Origin of the sequence: Hymenobacter artigasi (assembly GCF_012275535.1) — a bacterium.
GTDB classification, from domain to species: domain Bacteria; phylum Bacteroidota; class Bacteroidia; order Cytophagales; family Hymenobacteraceae; genus Hymenobacter; species Hymenobacter artigasi.
The window spans coordinates 27,602-46,366 of record NZ_JAAVTK010000011.1; the positions used below are offsets into that span (position 1 = coordinate 27,602).

General features: G+C 63.0%; 10 protein-coding genes. 6 read left to right on the forward strand and 4 right to left on the reverse strand.

Translation table 11 applies throughout. The features are described from left to right. Positions 1–178 precede the first annotated feature (178 nt). The 3 genes from HBN54_RS16635 to HBN54_RS16645 all read right to left on the reverse strand — a co-directional run bounded on the left by HBN54_RS16635 (position 179) and on the right by HBN54_RS16645 (position 6,400). Positions 179–1,450, reverse strand: coding sequence for a hypothetical protein (locus HBN54_RS16635; RefSeq protein ID WP_168674354.1), 1,272 nt, complete (start codon positions 1,448–1,450; stop codon positions 179–181). Between the two features lie 136 nt (positions 1,451–1,586). Beyond that, a complete protein-coding gene (locus HBN54_RS16640) occupies positions 1,587–3,134 on the reverse strand; it encodes a SusD/RagB family nutrient-binding outer membrane lipoprotein (RefSeq protein WP_168674355.1) in 1,548 nt (515 codons plus the stop codon). Between the two features lie 137 nt (positions 3,135–3,271). After that, complete coding sequence (locus HBN54_RS16645; RefSeq protein WP_168674356.1) at positions 3,272–6,400, reverse strand: SusC/RagA family TonB-linked outer membrane protein; 3,129 nt, start codon at positions 6,398–6,400, stop codon at positions 3,272–3,274. A gap of 476 nt (positions 6,401–6,876) precedes the next feature. Between HBN54_RS16645 and HBN54_RS16650 the strand changes: the two genes are divergently transcribed. From HBN54_RS16650 to HBN54_RS16675, 6 genes are all read left to right on the forward strand, one after another. After that, positions 6,877–10,125, forward strand: a complete 3,249-nt coding sequence (locus tag HBN54_RS16650) for a SusC/RagA family TonB-linked outer membrane protein (RefSeq protein WP_168674357.1) — start codon at positions 6,877–6,879, stop codon at positions 10,123–10,125. A 179-nt stretch (positions 10,126–10,304) separates the two neighbouring features. Then, the gene (locus HBN54_RS16655; protein WP_168674358.1) at positions 10,305–11,627 is read left to right on the forward strand and encodes a RagB/SusD family nutrient uptake outer membrane protein; all 1,323 of its coding nucleotides are present in this window, start codon (positions 10,305–10,307) and stop codon (positions 11,625–11,627) included. A 188-nt stretch (positions 11,628–11,815) separates the two neighbouring features. Then, entirely contained in the window at positions 11,816–13,735 is a 1,920-nt protein-coding gene (gene nagB / locus HBN54_RS16660) for a glucosamine-6-phosphate deaminase (protein ID WP_168674359.1), read from the forward strand. A 192-nt stretch (positions 13,736–13,927) separates the two neighbouring features. Beyond that, complete coding sequence (locus tag HBN54_RS16665; protein WP_168674360.1) at positions 13,928–15,109, forward strand: acyltransferase family protein; 1,182 nt, start codon at positions 13,928–13,930, stop codon at positions 15,107–15,109. Between the two features lie 190 nt (positions 15,110–15,299). Continuing rightward, positions 15,300–16,100, forward strand: coding sequence for a pyrroline-5-carboxylate reductase (gene proC / locus HBN54_RS16670; RefSeq protein ID WP_168674361.1), 801 nt, complete (start codon positions 15,300–15,302; stop codon positions 16,098–16,100). 78 nt (positions 16,101–16,178) lie between these two features. Next, positions 16,179–16,892, forward strand: coding sequence for a hypothetical protein (locus tag HBN54_RS16675; protein WP_168674362.1), 714 nt, complete (start codon positions 16,179–16,181; stop codon positions 16,890–16,892). A gap of 97 nt (positions 16,893–16,989) precedes the next feature. On the opposite strand, the gene HBN54_RS16680 is transcribed toward HBN54_RS16675, so the two are convergent. Beyond that, on the reverse strand, positions 16,990–18,615 hold the full coding sequence (locus HBN54_RS16680; RefSeq protein ID WP_168674363.1) for a 3-(methylthio)propionyl-CoA ligase: 1,626 nt from the start codon (positions 18,613–18,615) through the stop codon (positions 16,990–16,992). Positions 18,616–18,765 lie beyond the last annotated feature (150 nt).

The following is an 18,765-nucleotide window of genomic DNA, read 5'->3' on the forward strand; positions in this document are numbered from 1 at the left end:
TAGCCGCGTAGCGGCGAAAGGTTTGCAGAAAATCAGCTGGCTCGGATAGTAAAACCGCCAAGCCAGCACGGCAAAGCCCCGGTTGGGTGGCCCTCGTTGAACGAGTACCACTCAACCGGGGCTTAAAACGAAACAACAGCCTGAGCACGCCTACCAAATAATATTGATAGTCTGATATTTACATCGCCTTAATGTTGAGGCTTACCGTAACATCAGTAGCCGAAATGCGGTTGATGCCGGCTACCTGTACCACGGCGTACTGGTCGAGCCCGCGCAGCTTGAGGATGATGATATCGCCCGGCACAATGTTGTCCAGGGTGGTGACTTGGGCGGTGGAGGCAGCGGCGGTGTAGGCCTGCCGGGCACTGGTGAGCGTGGCCGACGTGTAGGCCGCTGCCGTGGCGCGCACCAGCCGGGTGCCCGTGCTCAGGGTGCGAAACTGCACCGCGTTAGCAGCCGTGCTGCTGATGAGCAGGTCCTTGCTGGTGGCAGGCCCGGCGGCGGCCACGGGCGCGAAGGTGGTCAGGTCGTAGGCCGCCAGGTCGCCCCCGGTGGTGCCGGTGTAGGTGAGCGCGGCCGTGCGTACCGTGGCGCTAAAGGGCGTGGCCGCCACGGGCGTAATGGTGGCCGGGGCCGTCACGGTGGCGGTGCGGGCGGGCGTGCGCACCTTCACCTCGAAGCGAATGGCCACGGGCTGGCCGGCGCTGCCGGCGGGCAGCGGTACATCCACGTTGGTGGTGAGCTCGGCCCCGCTGGCCGTGAGTTTGGTACGCACCACACGGCGCTCGGCGGCGGTGCCTACTTTGGCGTAAGTAACCAAGCTGTCGAGGTCCTTGTACAGAATGCCGGCCGGGATGGCCGTGGTAGCCGGCGGCACCGCGGCCGTGCTGATGCCGCCCGCATTCAGGGTCAGGTTGTAGCGAACCACGTCGCCGGGGGCGGGCGTGGCGGTGGCGGTGGGCAGCGTGACGTTGGTGGGGCCCGAATTGATGACGATGGTAGGCGTGGCCTCGGCCAGGCGGAAGTAGAACGTGCGGGCCTTCGTCTGTCCGTTCTGGCTGTCCACCCGGGCATCGACGCGCACCAGGGCCTTGTTGGGCCCGGCCGGCACCACGTAATTCACCACCAGCGTATCGGCGTTTTTGCGCCGGGAAAAGGCCGGGGCGTATGGGATGGTTTGCACGATGGTGGAGTCGCGGCCGGGCTCCACTTTTTGCAGGATAACAATCTGCTTGATGGGGCTGGTCTGCTGGGCAAACTGCAGCTCAAACGTCACTGTTTCGCCGGTGGCGTACTTGGTAGCATTGCCCAGGGCGTTGCTCAGCACCGTGGGGTACTGCGGACCCTGCTCGGTGTAATAATCATCGAGCTCTTTCTTGCAGCCGGTGGCCAGCAGGGCCAGGGCCAGGAGCCCGCCCCAGGCGGCGCGGGCAGTGGGTATATAGTTCATGAGGAAAGTCGGTTGGGAGGAATGGGGATGAGTTAAGAGTTAGGAGTTGAGAGTTAAGAGTTTGGGTAGGTGAATGGACACCTATGCACTTTTCATTCAGTGGCTTCAACTCTTAACTTTTAACTCTTAACTCTACTTACTGCTGGTCAAACCACAGGGGCTTGGTGATGTAGTCCTGGTCGGAGGTGGCGCTCACTTCGGCGTAGTTGGCGGCCACGGCGTTGGGGTTCACTGTGACTTCGGTGGCGCCGGGCAGCAGGCGGCGGGGGTACTTGCCGGCCAACGGGCCGGTGCCGCCGCCCGAGTACACGGGGTACTGAAAGTTGACGTAGATGGCGGGGTCGAAATCCAGGCGGCGCAGGTCCGACCACGAGTCCGGGTTCAGGAACATGGCGATGTACTTCTGCTCCATAATGGAACGCAAAGTGAGGGCGGCCTCGGTCTGGGGCACGGCGGCGCTGGCCACGTAAGCCTCAATCTGGGCCGTGCTAATGGCCGGGAACGTCACCAGCGGCGGCGAGTAGGTACCGCCGCCGCTCATCTTGCGGATATGGGCCCGGATGCCGTCCTTGAGCGCCGCCAAGGCGCGGGTTTTGTTGCCGACCCGGAACGCCGCCTCAGCCTCAATAAACTTGACTTCGTGAAAGGTGATGGCTTCGTAGTAGCCTAAGTCGCGAGCATACCAACCGCCGTAGAAGTCGGTGATATTGGTGGTGCCGGGCGTGAAGTTGCCGCCCGAGCCCGCGCCGGGGGCCGCGCCGGTACTGGTGGCGGGCACCATCACGCCGTAGCGCGGGTCCACCACGCCCGGAAACGTGGTCCCGTTCAAGTACTTGATGATGTTGAGCGAAAACGTAGCTGTACCGAAGTTGGCCCGTGTCGGCCCGAAGATGTTGGTGGTGTTAGAGAGCGGGGATACGGCCACCTGAAACTGAATCTGGGCGTCGTCGGCCGAGGTTTTGAAGGCGTTGTCGCACAGGGCGAGCACGGCGGCGGGGTCGTAGCTGCCCTTTTTGGTGAGGTGCTGAGCCTGACGGGCCTTGAGGGCGTAGGCCAGGCGCTGCCACTTGTCCACGTTGCCCTTGTACAGAATGTCGCCGCTTTCGCTGGGCGAGGTGCTGTAGAGGGGGCGAAAGTTGGCGCTGGCCGGCTTCATCATTTCCACCAAGCCCTCGTCGCAGAGTTGGTTGATAGTGGTATAAATCTGCTGCTGCGAGTCGTACTTGGGCGTGAAGTTGGCCCCGCCCTGGTAGGCTTCCGTGTAGGGAATGTTGCCCAGCATGTCGGTGGCGTGGGCCAGAATCATGGCTTGCATAATCTTGCCGGCCCCCACGTAGTAGGGCGAGCCCTCGGCCACGGCCGCCTTCTGCATCACCGGAATGTTGCCGCCCGACTGAAAGTAGGAGTAGTTGAAGGTGTTGGTGCTGTTGGCGTTGGTGAGAAAGTACTGGTCGTTGCCGCTGCTGTTGACGGTGCGGCTCACCACGTACTGCGTGATGTAGGGCGTACGCAGGGCCGTGAACATCTGCGTTTGGATGCCATTGGAAATGATGCCCGGCAGCAGGAAGTTGGGCGTGGATTCGACCGGGTTGTTGGGGTTGTTGTTCACGTCGAGAAACTTCTCGCACGCGGTGAGGGCCGGAAGGCTGAGTAAGAGGCCTAAGCCTATTATATATCGGTTCATGAGGTTAATAGTCAAGGAGGAAAGAGTTGGCTGCCCCGGTCCGACCGCCCTAGGCGGTCCGACCGGTTGTCGTCAGGGCAAAATCGGTGGCGCTTCAACCGGTCGGACCGCCTAGGGCGGTCGGACCGGAGCAACGATTAAAAATTGACCCGCAGGCCCATGTCCACGCCACGGGTGGCGGGCACGTTGCCGTAGTCGAAGCCGTTGGAGCCGCCGCCGCGCACGCCGGCTCCGGCCGCCGACGTTTCGGGGTCGGTGCCGCTGTACTTGGTGAGCAGCACCAGGTTGCGGCCGGTCACGCTCAGCTCCAGGCCCTTGATGAACTTGCTGTTGCTCAGCAGGCTGCTGGGCAGTGCGTAGCTCAGGGTGAGGTAGCGCAAGCGGGCCCACGAGCCGTCCTCGATGAAGGCCGTGCCCACGCGGCCCAGAATGCTGGTGTAGTAGGCCTGGGTCAGCTCCGCCGATTTGGTGTTGGGCGTGTACTTGCCGTCGGGGCCCAGCGTCACGCCATCAAACACCACCTGCTTGTAGCGGTCGGCGGTGCGGGTGGAAGTGCCAATGCCCGTCTGGTACCAGTCGTTGCCGTTGATGACCACGCCGCCCACCCGGAAATCAAACAGCGAAGTCAGCGACAAGCCTTTGTAGGTAAACGTGTTGGTGAGCTGGGTGGTGAAGCGCGGGGCGCGGTTGCCGGCGTACGCGAAGGTGGTGTTCACGCTGGGGTAGCCCGTCGCGCCGATGATGACCTGGTTGTAATACTGGCTGGTGGGGTCCGTGACGCGCACAAAATCGGTGGCGCCCACGCCCGTGATGGCCCGGCCGGGGAAGGCCCCACCCTCGTGCACGTCGGTGATGAAGGCATCGGACTGAAACACCACCGTGAGCGGCACGGGCAGCTGCTCCACGCGGTTGGTGTTGTGGTAGAAGTTGGCCACGATGTCCCAGGTGAAGTCCTTGGTTTTCACGGGCGTGCCGGTGAGGGTAATTTCCTGGCCCTCGTTGGTCACGATGCCGCCGTTGATGTACTGCAGGATGAAGCCGGCGGCCTGGCTCACGCGGGGCGCGATAATCTGGTCCGTGGTGCGCGAGTAGTAATAGTTGAGGTCCAGGCTCAGGCGATTCTTGAAGAACTGCAGCGCCACGCCGGCCTCGTAGGTGCGGGTGCGCTCGGGCTTGAGGTTGGGGTTCGAGCCGAAAAAGTCGTTGCGGAAGCCGCCGCCGATGTAAGTATTCTGCGTCAGGGCCGACTCCACGCGGTAGGGGTTGGTGTCCTTGCCCACCTCGGCAATGGAGCCGCGCAGCTTGCCGTAGTTCAGGATGTTGCTTTGGTCGAGGCCCAGGGCTTTGGTAAACTCGTAGCCCAGGCCGGCCGAGCCGTACAGAAAGCCCTTGCCGTACACCTTGTTCTGGTCGGGCCGCGGCAGGGTCGACGACTGGTCGTAGCGGCCCTGGAGCTGGATGAACAGCTGGTTGAACAGCGTACCGTTGAGCTGCGCAAAGTTGCCGATGACGTGGCGGGTGTTGTCGCGCTGCAGGGCTCCCCGGTTCACCGTGTTGTTGAGGCCGGTGAAGTTGGGGTTCTGGAAAATCAGGCCGATGTAGTCCACCGCCTGGTCCTTGTTCTCCTCAATGGTATTGCCCAGGATGAGCGAGCCGCCGAAATTGGTGCTGAAATCGTGCGTAAACGTGGCCAGCGTGGTGGCCGTGAGCGAGCGGAACTGGTCCACGGTTTCGGCAATGCCGCCGTTCTGGTTGCCCACCAGCGAGGTGCCCACGGCCCGCACCGACGTATTGCGCGCGGTGTAGAGGTCGGTGCCCAGATTATGGCTCAGGGTCAGGAAGGGGAACAGCTTATAGCTCAGCTGCACGTTGCCGATGAAGCGGTTCACGCGCTCGGTCTGGGGGTTGTTGTACACCGTCCAGTATGGGTTGTCGGCGTCGGCGTCGGTGCCGTTGCCCAGGGCCAGCAGGCGGCGGCGGCTGCCGTCGGGGTTGAGGTAGTTGCGGGCATCATCGCCGCGCGGCCAGTTCAGCAAACTCAGCATGTAGCCGCCCGACGACCCGAACAGGCCCGGCCCCTGAACGGGCCGCTTACCGCCCGAGGTGAGGTATTGGGCCGAGCCCGACACGTTGAGTTTGGGGGTAATGGCCGCCGTGCCCGACAGCCGCACCGTGGTTTTGTCGTAGGTCGAGTTCGGCACAATGCCCGACTGCTGCAGATTGGAGGCCGACACGAAGAAGGTGGCCTTGTCCGAACCGCCCGACATGTTCAGGAAGTTCTGGTAGGTGTAGCCCTTGCGGAAGAAGCTGCCCAGGTTGTCGTACACCGGCTGCCCGGCCGCGAAGCGCGGCCCAAACGACACCCGCGTCGTGCCGTCAAACACGCCGTTGGAGCCCTGGCCATACTGGTCCTGCAGCTTGGGCAGGCGGTTCACCTCATCTACCGACACTTGGGTGCGGAAATTGAGCGTGGTAGCCCCCGCAGCCCCTTTTTTGGTGGTGATGACCACCGCGCCGCTGGAAGCCCGCAGGCCGTAGAGGGCGGCGGCCGCCGGCCCTTTCAGCACCGTGATGCTGGCAATGTCCTCGGGGTTAAGGTCGCCGGCGCGGTTACTGGCGCCCACCGAGCGGCCCAGCAGGCCGTTGAAGGCCGAGCCGCCACCAGGGGCCGTGCTTTCCTGAAACGAGCCGTTGTCCATAATCATCCCGTCGATGACGAACAGCGGCTGGTTGTTGCCGTCGAGCGAGGTGCCGCCCCGGATAACGATGGCCGCGCCCTCGCCCGGTGCCCCGCCCGAGGAGGTGATATCCACGCCCGCCACCTTGCCCTGCAGGGCGTTCACCACGTTGGTCTGGCGCGAGTCGATGATGTCCTTGCTGCTCACTTCCTGCACGGCCGTTACCAGCGTGCGCTTTTCCTGCTTGATGTTGTAGGCCGTCACCACCACTTCGCTGAGGCCAGTGGTGCTTTCTTTCAGGGCCACGTCCACGGTGCCATCGGCACCTACGGAGCGCTCCTGTGAGCTGAATCCGATGAAGCTGAACACGATAACTGCGCCCGGCGCGGCCTGCACGGTGTAGCGGCCGTCGGAGCCGGTGGTGCTGCCGGTGGTGGTGCCCTTCACGAGCACGGTCACGCCGGGCAGCGGGCTTTGGTCGGTGCCCGAAGTGACGATGCCCGTCACGGTTCGGGCCGTCTGGGCCCGGCCGGGCGTGGCCAGCAGCAGGCCCAGCAGTAGTAGCAATAGCCAGTATGTTTTCTTCATGAAAAGTGGGATTAGGGTGAGAAATTGGGGGTGAGAGTCAATAAAAAAGCCGGAGCCCGGCGCGGCGCGCGCTCAGGTTCCGGCCTTGGGCAAGGGCAGAAATCGGCAACAACAAAAAGCGGTGCAATCCATAATGGCGGAATGAAACGGGGAAAACCGGGAAAGAACCTTTCAAATGTGCGAAATATTCGGGTAACATTCAGCCGGAACCACACCGGCCGATTAGCAATAATCGACAAATTTGATTTTATGATTATTTATTTTTCAACATTCATTATCCCAATAGCAGTCATTGCTTTCCGCTGGCTATCAAGCCCAACTGTGCGGCGGGCAGCCCAGCGGCGGCCGAGCTGCCCAGCCGGGGCTCAGCAATACGCTCGTGGCCGGCGGGCGCAAACCAACCCGCATTAGGAGGGCATAAACTTTTTGCGATATTTAGCGCCTCATCCCTCACCCCCACCTAACCCCTTTTTCCCATGCGAAACCCTTACTTGTTTAGTAGCCCAAGCCTCCGGTGGGCAGGGTTACTGCTGCTTTTGCTGGCAACTCTTTCGGCCGGCGCACAAACGGCGCAGCGCTACACCCTGCAAGGCCGCGTGACCGATGCCGGCGGCCAGGGCCTGCCCGGGGCCACCGTCCTGCTCAATGGCACCACGCTCGGAGCCTCCACCGGGGCCGATGGCCGCTACCTGCTGGACGCCAGTATCGCGCCGGGCGGCTACACCCTCACCGTGTCGCTGATTGGCTACGCGGCCGTGTCGCAGGCCCTCACGCTGGGCGCTAGCCCGACGGTGACCACCGATGTGTCGCTGGCCGAAGCGCGCCAGAAGCTGGACGAAGTGGTGGTGGTGGGCTCCACTATCAGCGCGCCCAAGCGGGAGCTGGGCAACGCCATCAGCACCATTCGGGCCGAGGATTTGGCCCAGAGCGGCTCGGGCGGACTGCTGAACTCCTTGCAGGGCAAGGTGGCCGGCGCGCAGATTACCCAGAACTCGGGCGACCCGGCCGGCTCGCTCTCGGTGCGGCTGCGCGGGGTGCACTCGCTGCAAGGCTCCTCCGACCCGCTGTATGTGATTGACGGCGTGATTGTGAGCAATGCCAGCACCAACGTATCGCAGCTGGCCCTGAGCAATGATATTGGCGTAGCCAACGCGGGCCAGAACCGCCTGGCCGACCTCAACCCCAACGACATTGCCAGCCTCAACATCATCAACGGGGCGGCGGCGGCGGCCCAGTACGGCTCGCGCGCGGCCAACGGCGTGGTGCTCATCACCACCAAGCGCGGGCAGAGCGGCGCGGCGCGGGTTTCGGTGTCCACCAGCTTTACCATGAACGAGCTGCGCAAATCGGTGCCGGTGAATACGTATGGCAAGCAGTTTGGGGCGAATCTTTTTACCACCATCGACCCTATTACCCGCGCTCCGATTACGAATACTTTCCGACTCTATACGATTGGTTCAGCAGCGGGCATTGCATCTAACCCGGCCAATACTTTCCTGACCACGGTGCCCATCACCCGTGCCAGCGTGACCACGCCGCTGGCATCGAACCTGGTGGACGTGACACGCTACAACTACTTCGACCAGATTTTCCGGACGGGCTACGGCACCGATAACGCGGTGTCGGTTTCGGGCGGCTCGGAACGCACGCAGTATTACGTGTCGGCCAATTATTTGAAGAATGAGGGCATCATCAAGGGCACCGATTTCACGCGCTACAACCTGCGGGCGCGGGTCGACCAGCGCCTCACGGACTGGGCCAAGGTGTCGGCGGGCCTGAGCTACGTGAACAGCTTCTCGAACGAGAAAGCCAACGGCAACGTGTTCTACAGCCCAATTAACGCCATCAACATCACCAACAACATCTACGACATCACCCAGCGCGACATCAAAGGCGACCTGATGGCCGTGGAACCCAGCCGCGTAAACCCGCTCTCGACCATCGAGGACATGAAATTTACGCAGAGCGTGAACCGCACCGTGAGCGACGTGCAGGTGAACCTGACCCCGTTCAAAGGATTTTCGGCCGACTACGTGCTGGGCGTGGACGCCTACTCGCAGGTGGGCCAGAGCTACATCCGGCCCTACCCCTACCAGGCGGCAGCCGGCCTGCCCGCCGCCCGCTACCCCGGCGGCTTCGCGGCTAACGGCAACAACGCCGTCATCCAGTTGAACTCCGATATCAACCTGGGCTACGAGTACCAGTTCAGCGAAAACCTGAAGCTGAACCTGCTAGCTGGCTACAGCTACCAGTATGCGCAGCAGGACTATACCACCACGCAGGGCCAGAACCTGGCCCCGTTCATCACCACGGTGTCGGGGGCGAGCAGCACCACGGTGGTTTCGGCCTACAACCTCGACCGCTACAACCTGAGCGGCTACTACGGGCAGGCCACCATCGGCTTCCGCAACCTGGCGTTTCTCACGGGCGCGGTGCGGCGCGACCGGTCGTCGAAGTTCTCGAACACCGAAACCAACCAGGTGTACCCCAAGGTGAGCGGCTCGCTGGTGGTGTCGGATTTCAACTTCTGGCAGAACAGCGCCTACGCCAATGCCTTCAACAGCCTGAAGCTGCGCGCCAGCTACGGCGAGGCCGGCAACCTGACGGGCATAGGGGCCTACGACCGGTTCTACCAGTTCAGTCCGGTGGGCTTTCTGGGCAAGAACACCATCACGCCGGGCACCACCCTGGCCAACCCCGCCGTGAAGCCCGAGCGCATGGCCGAGCTGGAAGGCGGGGCCGACCTGGCCTTTTTGAGTGACCGCATCACGCTGGGCGTCACGGCCTACTACCAGAAAATCACCGACCTGGTGGTGCGCCGCAACCTGGCCCCGAGCTCGGGCGGCTCCAGCATCGTAAACAACGTGGGCTCGATGGAAAACCGGGGCCTGGAAGTATCGCTGGGCGGCACGCCCGTGAAAACCACCGATTTCACCTGGGACGTGGCCTTCATTTTCAGCCGCAACCGCAACAAGGTGCTGAGCCTGCCCGGCTCGAACGGCAGCGTGCAGGCCATTTCGGTAGACAACGTGGCCGGCGCGCCGGTGTATTTGCTGGAAGGCCAACCGGCGGGCGTGTTCTACGGCTCGGGCTACGCCCGCAACCCCGATGGCTCGCTGCTGCTCACGCCCCAGGGCTTCGCGCAGGACGAGCGCACCGTGGGCCAGGCCGTGGGTGCGGTGGGTTTCACGCCGGCCCGCAACAGCGACGGCCAGCCGCTGTACGGCTCCGGCTCTACCATCGCCAACGTGGTTATCGGCAACCCCAACCCGAAGTGGACGGGCTCCTTCAACACCAACTTCACCTACAAAAAGCTGGGCCTGCACCTGCTCCTCGATGCCGTGCAGGGCGTGAGCGTGTTCAACGCCGACAAGCGCACCCGCCAGGGCGTGGGCCTCGGCGATTTGGCCGAGCAGGAGCTGCGCGGCAGCATCCCACGCGGCTCCATTTTCGCCATCTACAACACCCAGGAATTCCGGATTGACGATGGCTCCTACGTGAAGCTGCGCGAGGTGGCGCTGAGCTATAGCCTGCCCACGTTCACGAAGTTCATCACTTCGCTGAACCTGTCGCTGGTTGGTCGCAACCTGTATTCGTGGGACAAATACAACGGCTTCGACCCCGAAACCAGCGCCGGCGGCGCGTCGGACTTGCTGCGCGCTATTGACTTTGGCAACGTGCCGATTCCGCGCACTTATCAGGTAAAGTTGGCGGCTACGTTTTGATAGCACCCGCACCGTCTGTCACGCCGCGCTCGTCTGTCATCCTGAGCGCAGCGAAGGACCTTATAACCGCTGAACGATTTGCAGTAATTCCAATCGACAGCAACCGTGATAAGGTCCTTCGCTCCGCTCAGGATGACAGACGGGCGCAGTTCCATACCACCTTCCCGCAACTCATCCTCATGAAAAAAATACTCACCCTCGCAGCCCTGGCCCTCACGCTGGGCAGCTGCAACAAAGAATACCTAAACCCGAGTACCGCCAGCCAGCAGCAGGTAGTCACGTCCTCCGATGGCCTGATTACGCTCTGCAACGGCTTGCAGGCGCGCTATAGCACGGGCGGCTTTCTCAGCGTGCTCTATAATACGGTGGCAGCCGGCGGGCTGAGCACCCGCGAGCTCAGCATCCTCAACGTGGGCAATATCGAGGAATACAACCTCAGCCTCGGGGCCGGCAGCCTCACCAACAGCAACGGCTTGGTGCGCAACATCTGGACCCAGGCCAACCTGGTGAAATCCAACGCCGACCTGGTGCTGGCCAACGTGGGCAACGCCCCGGACGCGGGCACCCGCAGCGGCATCGTGGCCTACGCCAGCATTTTCCGGGCGCTGAGCATTGGCACGCTGGCGCAGTATTTCGAGCAGATTCCGCTGGTTACGCAGGAAAGCGCGCCGTTTGTGCCCCGCGCTGATGCCCTGCGCAATGCCGTGGCCCAGCTCGAAGCGGCCGCCACACTGCTGGCCGCCACGCCGGTTTCGGCCGATTTCAACGCCAAGATTGTGCCTGGCCTCGACTTGCCGAACACGCTGCAGGCCCTCATTGCCCGCTACAGCCTGGAGGCCGGCGACTACGACAAAGCCCTGGCCGCCGCCGGCCGTGTGGACCTCACCAAACGCTCGGTGTTCAACTTCGACGACAACACCCGCAATCCGCTGTTTGAAACGTCGTTCGGCAACAAGAACGTGTTCGAGCCCACCAACACCAGCCTGGGCCTCACCGGCATCCTCGCTCCCGAAACCGGTGACAAGCGCCTGCCCTTCCTGCTGCGCACCACCCCGCCGCCCACCACCACTCAGAACCTGGGCACGGGCTTCTACACCGCCAACAGCGCCCCCATCCCGGTGTACGTGCCCAACGAGATGCTCCTGATTCGGGCTGAGGCTTACGCCCGCAAAAACGACGTACCCAATGCCGTGACGGAACTGAACAAGGTGCGGACCAGCACGGCCGCCGCCGCTACCACCAGCACCGGCCTGCTGCTGGCGCTGCCCGGCGCGGCCCTGCCCGCCTACGCCGGCCCCCTCACCCCCGCCGACGTGCTCCTCGACATCCTTCGCAACCGCTACGTGGAGCTGGCCTTCCAAGGCTTCCGCCTGGCCGACAGCCGCCGCTTCGGCCGCCCCGGTCCGGGCGCCACCGGGGCCGAGCGCAACCGCAATTTCTTCCCCTACCCCCGCACGGAGCGCGAAAACAACCCCTCCACCCCCGCCGACCCGGCGATTTAAGCGTGTTTGAAAATTTAAATGAACGTCATGCTGAGCGTAGTCGAAGCATCTCTACCGCGCCAGTAATCAGATTTACTATTGCGGTAGAGATGCTTCGACTACGCTCAGCATGACGTTTCATTTTATCCGACTATTTATGGTTGACTGCTTAAGTTGACAGTCGCTCGCTCCGCATTACCTTCCACTCCATGAACCTGCCCAATTCCCACCCCACCCCCATCGCCACCACGGTTTATGCTGATTCCGAGCTGGCTTCGGCCGCCGTCGCCGGCCAGATTGCCGAACTCATCCGCGCCCGCGCTGCCGAGGGCCAGCCCTGCGTGCTCGGCCTCGCCACCGGCTCCTCGCCCACGCGGGTTTACGAGGAGCTGGTGCGCCTGCACCGCGAAGATGGCCTGAGCTTCCAGAACGTCATCAGCTTCAACCTCGATGAATATTACCCCATGCAGCCCGACTCTTTGCAGAGCTACGTGCGCTTTATGCGGGAGTATTTATTTGACCATGTTGATATAAAACCGGAGAACGTACACATCCCCGACGGGACCGTCCCGCCCGAGCAGGTGGCCGAGTTCTGCCGGCGCTACGAGGAGCAGATTCGGGAAGCGGGCGGCATTGATTTACAGCTGCTGGGCATCGGGCGCACCGGCCACATCGGGTTCAATGAGCCCGGCTCCGGCCCGGTTTCCCGCACCCGCCTCATTACCCTGGACCACGTCACACGCACTGATGCAGCTTCGGACTTTTATGGCGAAGAAAATGTACCGCGCCGCGCCCTCACCATGGGCGTGGGCACCATTCTCGAAGCCCAAAAAATAGTGCTCATGGCCTGGGGCGAGGGCAAGGCCGCCGTGGTGAAGCGCATGGTGGAAGGCGAGGTAAGCGACTCCGTGCCGGCCACCTATCTGCAGCGCCACCCCGCCGTGCAGGTGGTGCTGGACGAGGCCGCCGGTGCCGAGCTCACCCCGCGCAAAACGCCCTGGCTGCTGGGCCTGCCCTGCAACTGGCACGATGCCGCCCTGGTGCGCAAGGCCATCACCTGGCTGGCCCGCACCGTGACCAAGCCCATCCTGAAACTGACCGAGGAGGACTACAACGAAAACGGCTTGTCGGAGCTACTGGCGCAGTCCGGCCCGGCCTACGACATCAACATCCGGGTTTTTAACGAGCTCCAGCACACCATCACCGGCTGGCCCGGCGGCAAGCCCAACGCCGACGACACCTACCGGCCGGAGCGCGCCGAACCGTTCCCCAAGCGTGTGCTCATCTTCAGCCCGCACCCGGATGATGACGTTATTTCGATGGGCGGCACCCTGCTGCGATTAGTCGACCAGGGCCACGAGGTGCACGTTGCGTACCAGACCTCCGGCAACATTGCCGTGTTTGATGACGAGGCCATTCGCTTCGCCGATTTCGTGGCTGATTACGACGAAGCCTTTCATCTGCCCGCCGATGTGCCGGCCGACAACCTCTACCACCGCGTAGCCGATTTCCTCAAAAACAAGCAGCCCGGCCAGGTCGACTCCGACGAAGTGCAGCAAATCAAGGGCCTTATCCGGCGGGGCGAGGCCAAAAGCGCCTGCCGCCTGGCCGGCATCCCCGATGCCAACGTACACTTCCAGGATTTGCCATTTTACGAAACTGGCCGGGTGCGCAAAAAGCCGCTCGGCGACGAGGATATCCGCCTCACCATGGAGCTGCTGAACCGCGTTCAGCCCCAGCAGATTTACGCGGCCGGCGACCTTTCGGACCCGCACGGCACGCACCGCGTGTGCTTGGCGGCCATTTTCGAGTCTATTCACCGCCTCAAAGCCTCCGACACCGCCTGGCTCGACGACTGCTGGGTGTGGCTGTATCGCGGGGCCTGGCAGGAATGGGACATCGACCAGATTGAGATGGCCGTGCCCCTCTCGCCCTCGGAGCTCACGCGCAAGCGCCGCGCCATTTTCAAGCACCAAAGCCAAAAGGACCGGCCGCTATTCCCCGGGGCCGACCAGCGCGAGTTCTGGCAGCGCGCCGAGGCCCGCAACCGGACCACGGCTAAGTTGTACGATGAGCTGGGCCTGCCGGAGTATGAGGGGATTGAGGCGTTTGTGCGCTGGGAGTTTTAACTCCCCTCCTTACCAAGGAGGGGATGTTGCCGCGCTAGCGGCAACTGGGGTGGTTGTGGGCGTTGAATAACAACCCAACGATTTACTTCAACGATTCCAACGCCACAACCACCCCAGTTGCCGCTGACGCGTCAACATTCCCTCCTTGGTAAGGAGGGGAGTTTTTCCATCCCCATCCCCACCCGCCCGCCCATGCAACGCACCACCCAGGCCGCACTCGAAACCACCGGCACCCTGCCCCTGGCCGAGGCCTCCCAGCCCGGCCGCCTCATCAGCCTCGACGTGTTTCGGGGAATCACCGTGATGGCCATGATTCTGGTGAACAACCCCGGCGACTGGGGCCACATCTACCCGCCCTTCGAGCACGCCGAATGGAACGGCTGCACGCCCACGGACCTCATTTTCCCGTTTTTCCTGTTCATCGTGGGCGTGAGTCTGGTGTATGCCTTGGATGGCATAAAGCGCCAGGGCGGGCCACAGGGCGCGGTGCTGCTGCGGGTGCTGCGCCGGGCGGCCGTGCTGTTTGGCCTGGGCCTGCTGCTGTCACTCTACCCGAAATTCGACTTCAGCACCGTGCGGATTATGGGCGTGTTGGCGCGCATTGCGCTGGTGTTTTTGGGATGCAGCATCATTTTTCTGAAGACCAGCTGGCGCACCCAAATCTGGCTGATTGTCAGTTTCCTCATCGGCTACGCGGTGCTGATGCAGCTGGTGCCCGTGCCCGGCTTCGGCCCCGCCAACCTGGAGCCCACCACCAACCTCGGAGCCTGGCTCGACCGCACCATCTTCACCGAAGCCCACCTCTGGAAACAAAGCAAAACCTGGGACCCCGAAGGCCTGCTCGGCACCCTGCCGGCCCTGGCTACCGGCCTGCTCGGCAGCCTCACGGCCCAATGGCTGCGGCGCCAAGGCCCGGAACCGGCCGCCAAAGTGGCCTGGCTGTTCGTGGCCGGCGGCGGCCTCATCCTGCTCGGCCTGTGCTGGGCCCCGTGGTTTCCCATCAACAAAGCGCTGTGGAGCAGCCCCTACGTGCTCTACACCGGCGGGCTGGCCATGGCTGGCCTGGCGGCGCTCTACTGGATTTGTGACGTGCAGGGCTACCGCGCCTGGACGCGCCCGACGCTGGTCTACGGCGTTAATGCCATTCTCGTGTTCTGCCTCTCGGCGCTGCTGTCGCGCACGTTCGGGCTGTTCCAGCTGGCCCTGCCCGGCGGCAAAACCGGCGGTTTGAAGGAGTGGCTCTACGAATGGGGCATCGCCCCCTACTTCGCCGACCCGCGCACGGCTTCGCTGGTAGGCGCGGCCACGCTCATCGTTATCTGGTATTTTATTCTGAGCTGGATGTATAAGAAGGGCGTGGTGCTGAAGGTGTGAGGGTGAATAATTCGCTTGTCATCCTGAGCATTCTGCGTTTGAAGCAGAGACGAAGGACCTTATCACGTTGACACGATTCGCCCGAGCGTGATAAGGTCCTTCGTCTCTGCTTCAAACGCAGAATGCTCAGGATGACAGATGATGCCAGCCGGCATGACGTTCTTGCGGTGTTTAGCAAGAATTCATCAGCATGAAAATCCTCATCATCGGCGGCGGCAACATGGGCCTCACTTACGCCCGCAGCTTCGTGCGCGCCCACATCACCTCGCGGCTCGATTTGCGCCTGCTGGCCCGCTCGCCCGAGCGCGTGCCGGCCCTGGCCGCGCACGAAATCGGCACGGTCTGGGGCTCGCCGGCCGAGTGCGTGCCGGGGGCCGATATCCTTATTCTGGCCGTGAAGCCGCAGGACTCGCCGGCGCTGTTTGCGGCGCTAAAGGGCCTGGTACAGCCCCAGCAGCTCATCCTGAGCATTATGGCCGGCGTGCGGATTGATACCTTGCGCGAGGCCCTGGGCACGCCCAAAATCATTCGGGCCATGCCCAACCTGCCCGCCCAGATTGGTATGGGCATGACGGCCTTCACCAGCACCGACGAGGTGAGCCGCGCCGAGCTGGTGCAGGTACAAAACCTGCTGAGCACCACCGGCAAGACGGTTTACGTTGAAAACGAAAGCGCCATCGACGCCAGTACGGCTATTTCGGGCAGCGGCCCGGCCTACGTGTACTACTGCATGGAAGCCCTGATGGCCGCCGCCGCCCAAATGGGTTTCAGCGGAGCCGAGGCCGAGCTGCTGGTAAGCCAGACGTTTCGCGGCGCGGTAGAGCTCTATTCCCAATCGGGCCTGAGCTGCGAGGACTGGATTGCCAAAGTGGCCTCCAAGGGCGGCACCACCGAGGCCGCGCTGGGAGCCTTCGGCGCGGGTGCCGTGCGCGAGGGGCTGATGGCCGGGGCCGGCGCGGCGCGGGACCGGGCCGAGGAGCTGGGGAAATAAAAAAGTTGCGGCGCTGGATTACCACCCCGGACACTTTGCTACATTAGCATTCCTTTTCACCTTTTTCCTTTCCTGGTTATGCGCCTGCTACTTTGCTCCTTACTCCTGGGCTTGGCCGTCCCGGCCGCCCGCGCCCAGAGTGCCATCAGTGCCACCGCCCCTACCAATGCCGACGTATTGAACCGTGAGTTGGCCAAAGGCAAGGGCCAGCTAGGAGACATACCCGTGTCGGGCAGCTCATTTTTGCTGCCTTATTGGACGCGCGGCACTGTGAAAATGACTGCTGGCACCGTGCCCCAGCCCTGGCTGAAGTATGACCTGCACGGCGACCGCCTGCTGTGGCGCCGCCCCAACGGCGACTCGTTGGAATTGAATACCAGTGCGATAACCGAATTCTCACTCGGCGACTCGCTCCGTGGCACCCGCTGCTTGTACCGTCGCTACCTCGATGCTCACATCCGGGAGCTGCCGCTGCGCACGGCCTTTTTTGAGGTGCGGTACGATGCCGGCCGCTCCGCCCTGTTGCGAAAGCGTAGCCGAACACTTTTTCACGCCAATAACGGCCCTTCGCTGGCCGGCCGCAGCAGTGACCACTGGGTTGAAACCAGTGTTTTTTACCTTAAAAACACCGAGAACACCATTGAGCCCATTCGCCTGAGCCCCAAGGCCGTGCTTGCGGTGCTGGGCAAAGCCAAAGCCCCCGCCCTGCAAGCCTACATCACCCGCGAAAAACTCGACCTAAGCGCTGAAACCGATATTGTGAAGCTGCTGAAATACTACGATACCCTATAGCCAACCCAGTAAACGAAACCGCCGGCAACCGGGGCTGGTAGGCCCCGACTTCCGGCGGTTTCGTTTTGAGCTAAGCCGGCCTGGAACGAAGCGGCATTTACGCTACCGAATACCCCGCGAAATCCTTGCGCAGCTGGGTTTTGAGCAGCTTGCCGGTGGCCGTGTGGGGCAGGGAATCAACAAACTCCACGGCATCGGGCTCGCAGAACTTGGCCACCCGGCCCCGGAAGAAATTCAGCATTTCCTCAGCCGATAATTCCATGCCGATGCGGCGCACCACAATGAGCAGCGGCCGCTCGCTCCATTTGGCGCTGGGCACGCCGATGACAGCGGCCTCGGCCACGGCGGGGTGGGCCACGGCCAGATTCTCCAGGTCGATGCTGGAAATCCACTCGCCGCCGGACTTGATGACGTCCTTCGAGCGGTCGGTGATTTGCATGTAGCCGTCGGGGTCGATGGTGGCCACGTCGCCGGTGCGGAACCAGCCGTCGGCGGTGAGCTCGCCGGGCGTGTGGGCGCGGAAGTAGTCGCGCACTACCCACGGGCCGCGCACCAGCAGGTCGCCAAAGGCCACGCCGTCGTGCGGCAGCGCGTGGCCGTCGTCGCCCACAATCTTCATATCGATGCCGAACACCGCCCGGCCCTGCTTGCTGCGAATGGCCAGGCTATCGGCCGGACTGAGGTCGGCGTGCTTAGCCTTGAGGCGCGCACCGGTGCCCAGCGGGCTGGTTTCGGTCATGCCCCAGGCGTGGAGCACGGTCACGCCCAGCTCGTCCTCAAAGGCTTTCATGAGGGCCGGCGGGCAGGAGGCCCCGCCCACCACCGTGCGCTTCAGGGTGGTGAAATGGCGCTGGCCTTCGCGCATAAATTGCAGCAGCGCCAGCCAGATGGTGGGCACCCCGGCCGAGAACGTCACGCCCTCGCTCTCCATCAGCTCAAACAGACTGGCGCTGTCCATGCCCGCGCCGGGCAGCACCAGTTTCGAGCCGTTGAGCGGCGCGGCATAGGGCAGGCCCCAGGCGTTGACGTGGAACATGGGCACCACGGGCATAATCACATCCAGCGCCGAGCAGCCGAGGGCATCGGGCAGCGAGATGCCGAAAGCGTGTAGCAGCGTGGAGCGGTGCGAGTACAGCACGCCCTTGGGCTGGTCGGTGGTGCCGGAGGTGTAGCAGAGCGAGCAGGCCGTGTTTTCATCGAAGCTGGGCCACTCATAGTCGCCGCTTTCGGCGGCTAGTAAGTCCTCGTAGCTGCACAGGCCGGGCATTTCCGACGCTGCGGGCAGGTGCTCGGGGCCGGCCATCAGCACCCATTTTTCCACGGTGGGGCACACGGCAGCCAGGCGCTCGACGAGGGGCAGGAAGGTGAGGTCGAAGAACAGGAGCCGGTCCTCGGCGTGGTTGATAATGTAGACGAGCTGCTCCGGAAACAGGCGCGGATTGATGGTGTGGCACACCGCTCCAATGCCGGCCACGCCGTAGTACAGCTCAAAATGGCGGTGCGTATTCCAGGCCAGGGTGCCCACCCGGTCACCATTTTCAACACCGAGCTTCAGCAGAGCCTGGGCCAGCTGCTTGCTGCGGTGGTTGGCATCGGCGTAGGTGTAGCGGTGGATGCCGCCCTCGGGCAGGCGCGACACGATTTCGGTATCCGCATGCCACTTGGCGGCGTGCTCAATAATTGTAGCCACGCGAAGCGGCTCGGCCATCATCAGTCCTAACATAGGGGTACGGGGTGGGAATGAATGTAGGGCCGTAAGGTAGCAGATTGAGCGGTATTTCGCTCTCCGCGTTCACCTCACCCCCTGACCCCCTCTCCAAAAAAGAGGGGGCACCGGAAATGCTACTGACAAAACCCGTTGAGTAATCGTCCT